Raw genomic sequence first — 3,644 nt, 5'->3', positions numbered from 1 at the left:
CAAAATACTAAAATTGCTCAAGATAGCGATAAAATAGCCAATGAAGTTGATATGATTGCTAATGCAATAGTTCAAGAGGCTAAGAAGAAGAAATTTTAATATATTTTTTCTAAAATGTTGCTAGTAGCTATGCTAGCAACATTTAAATTTATTTTTTAAATATAAATATATATTCATGTGCCAAGTATAGTGTATTTTGTTAATTTATAACTCTTTTGATTATAAATCTTTGTCTTTAAAGATTTATAATGCTTTGCTAGTTTTATTAATACTATAAACTCTACGCATTTTAAAAAGAATAGCACCATGACCAAATGGTTTATATAACTTTCTATTCATTTAATATTCTTTCAAAATCACGACTTAATAATTTTTAATACATTTATCCAACCAAAAGCATTTTTACTTCATTTTTGAATTCATCACTTACACTAAATTCAGTAGTAAATACCATTACTTGATTTTTATTCTCATCTATTACCCTTAAAAGTAAGCTTTTTTTCTCCCCGATTTTAGCATTATGTTTATAGGCGAGTTGATAAATTTCATTTATTTTGTTTTTGTTTAATTGACTTAGTTCTAAATCAATCTCTATCTTGCCAACTATTGATACTACTGGCTTAGTAGTTTGCGCAGAGTCTTGTTGACTTCTTTTTCTAGGGGCATTTCTTAAGGTTATATCACCATTTTTAGCCTCATCAATATCAATTATTTGATTTATGATAATCTTTGAGTTTGCATCACGTGGCGGGGTAATTTTAAGAGCGTAGAGCTTACTTGTATCGCTTATTTGACTAGCTTGAGCACATGCTACATCAAAAGCAAACATATCAGCATTTGAGCTTTTATCAGCTACGCTAATAACTGCCATTTTATTGCCTGATTTTGTATCTTTAATGCTTATATTATTGATTTTAGCGATTATTAGATGTTCGCCATTTTTAGCGCTTTTTAGTACATCTAATATAGTAGAGTGCCTAATAGCATCAAAATACTCTTTATTTTCTTCTAGCTCTTCAGCGGTAATTTTATTGGATTTTAGAGTAATTTTTGTATTTTGCGCCTCTTCTAAAGTGTATATTTCATTTACTTTTAGCCGAATTTGCTGATCGTCTTTATTTAATACCATCTTAAATACAAGCGGCTTTTCTAGCTCCTCTTTTGGCATAGATTCTAGCTTTTGCATTTGAGCAAATACTGTTGCTTCCATACTTCCATACATATCAAGGATAGTGATTATACCCATCTTATTACCTGATTTGGTGAGCTTAACTGATATATCTTCTACCTTGCCAATTACTATTATTTCACTACCATCTTCTATATTATCAAATTCAGATGAATTAGTATGTGCTATCTTTGACATACTAGATTTAAACTCATCAAGAGGGTGGCCGCTGATATATACGCCTAGATATTCTTGTTCAAAGCCTAAAAGCTCTCGTTGGCTAAACTCACCTTGAGCGATATTTAAGCTTAATTTGATCTGACTCATACTATCATCATCGCCAAATAGTGAAAATTTAGCATCTTTTTTAATTGTACTACTTTTTTTGGATTGTTCGGTGAGATATTCGACATTTTGCATTAAAGTCTTTCTGCTATAACCAAACTCATCTAATGCGCCTGATTTTATAAGTGATTCATATACACGCTTATTTATTACAGTACAATCACTATTAGATACTAAATCCTCTAGAGTGTTCATTCTATCTTGTCTCATATCTATAATCTCATCAATAGCTGAGCCTCCTACGCCCTTTATAGCACCAAGACCGTAGATAATAGCATCTTTGCCATCTTTGCTAATTACACTAAATTCGCTTTTACTCTTGCTTACACTAGGTGGTAAAAGCTCTATATCAAGGCGACGAATCTCTTCTATATACTTAGTTATCTTATCAGTATTATTCTCTTCGCTAGTTAAAAGTGCAGCCATAAATTCAGCTGGATAATATGTCTTTAAGTATGCTGTTTGAAATGTAATAAGCGCATAAGCTGCGGAGTGAGATTTATTAAATCCATACTCTGCAAATTTCATAATCAATTCAAAAAGTGCATCAGCTTTAGTAGTATCAAAGCCGTTTTTAGCTGCACCTTCAAGATACTCAGTCTTTAATCTAAGCATCTCATCTTCTTTTTTCTTGCTCATTGCTCTACGAACTAAATCAGCACCGCCAAGGCTAAATCCACCTACAGTTTGCACTACTTGCATAACCTGCTCTTGATAAACTATAACCCCATATGTAGGCTCTAGAATCGGACGCAATGCCTCAAATGCATACTCTACACTCTTTTTGCCATGTTTAATATCGATAAAATCATCTACCATTCCTGAATTAAGCGGTCCTGGACGATACAAGGCAATCATAGCGATAACATCTTCAAAGCAGTCTGGCTTTAATTTTGCAGCTAGCTTTTGCATACCGCTTGATTCTATTTGAAATATTCCAAGGGTATTGCCGCTTTGTATAGTTTCATAGGTTTTTGGATCGTTAAAGTCAATTCTCTCCCATAAGATATCTTTATTAAATCTAGCCTTGACTAGCTTTATAGCATTATCAATTACTGTTAGAGTCTTAAGCCCTAAAAAGTCAAATTTAATAAGATCTACATCTTCAAGATAGTCTTTAGTATATTGAGTTACATAGTGGCCATCTTCAGCATTACTTTGCTTCCATAGCGGTGCTTTTTTCCATAGTTCTTCATTGCTAATTACTATACCAGCAGCGTGCATACCTGGATTTCTATTTAACCCTTCAAGCTCGCAAGCATACTTCCACACATTTCTTGCTAGCTCATTACTTTCTATTAATTCACCGATTTTTGGCTCTTTTTCAAAAGCTCCTGGCTCAAATTCGCCTTTTTTATTGATATGACCTTGAAGCGCAATACCTAATTCATCAGGGATTAATTTTGCCATTGCATCAGCATCAGAATATGGCATTCCCATAACTCTAGCTACATCTCTAATGACGCCCTTAGCAAGTAATTTACCAAATGTGGCTACTTGGGCTACATTATATTGACCATATTTTTGTATAACATAATCAATTACTTCACCCCTGCGATTTTGACAAAAATCTACATCGATATCAGGCATACTTATACGTTCTGGATTTAAAAACCTCTCAAATAGTAAGTTATAAGGTATTGGATCAAGGTCAGTAATACGAAGAGCATAAGCTACCAAGCTACCAGCAGCTGAGCCACGACCTGGACCTACTGGAATTCCGCGTTTTTTTGCTTCATTGATAAAATCAGCAACGATAAGCATATAGCCTGGAAACTTCATATTTTTGATAGTTTTAATCTCTAAATCTAGTCTATCTTTATATATTTGATGCTTGCTAGGATCAATAAACTCTAAGCGCTTTTTAAGCCCCTCTTTACATTCATGCTCAAATAGGGCGCTATCATTGTCTAAGTCATACTCGATATCTGGATTTGGTAGGGCTAATTCTCTTGTTTTGGCATACTCTTGGGTAAATTTAAAATTTGGTGGAGTAGCATCACCTAGTTTTATCTCTAGATTGCATTTTTGTACAATCTCTTGAGTATTAGTTATAACCTCTGGGATATCGGCAAAAATTTCACCCATTTGCTCAGGTGACTTAGCATAAAATTCGCTTAAAACCTGCTCT

The 3,644-nt window shown here is 33.5% G+C and carries 1 protein-coding gene; it reads right to left on the bottom strand.

Annotated elements, in window-relative coordinates; all coding sequences use genetic code 11:
• Positions 1 to 382: 382 nt before the first annotated feature.
• The coding region (gene dnaE / locus J6V67_RS04420) for a DNA polymerase III subunit alpha (protein ID WP_291859338.1) at positions 383 to 3,644 on the bottom strand (3,262 nt) is incomplete at its 5' end.

Origin of the sequence: Campylobacter sp., assembly GCF_017646085.1 — a bacterium.
Taxonomy (GTDB): Bacteria; Campylobacterota; Campylobacteria; order Campylobacterales; family Campylobacteraceae; genus Campylobacter.
This window is presented reverse-complemented; position numbering and strand designations above follow the sequence as displayed.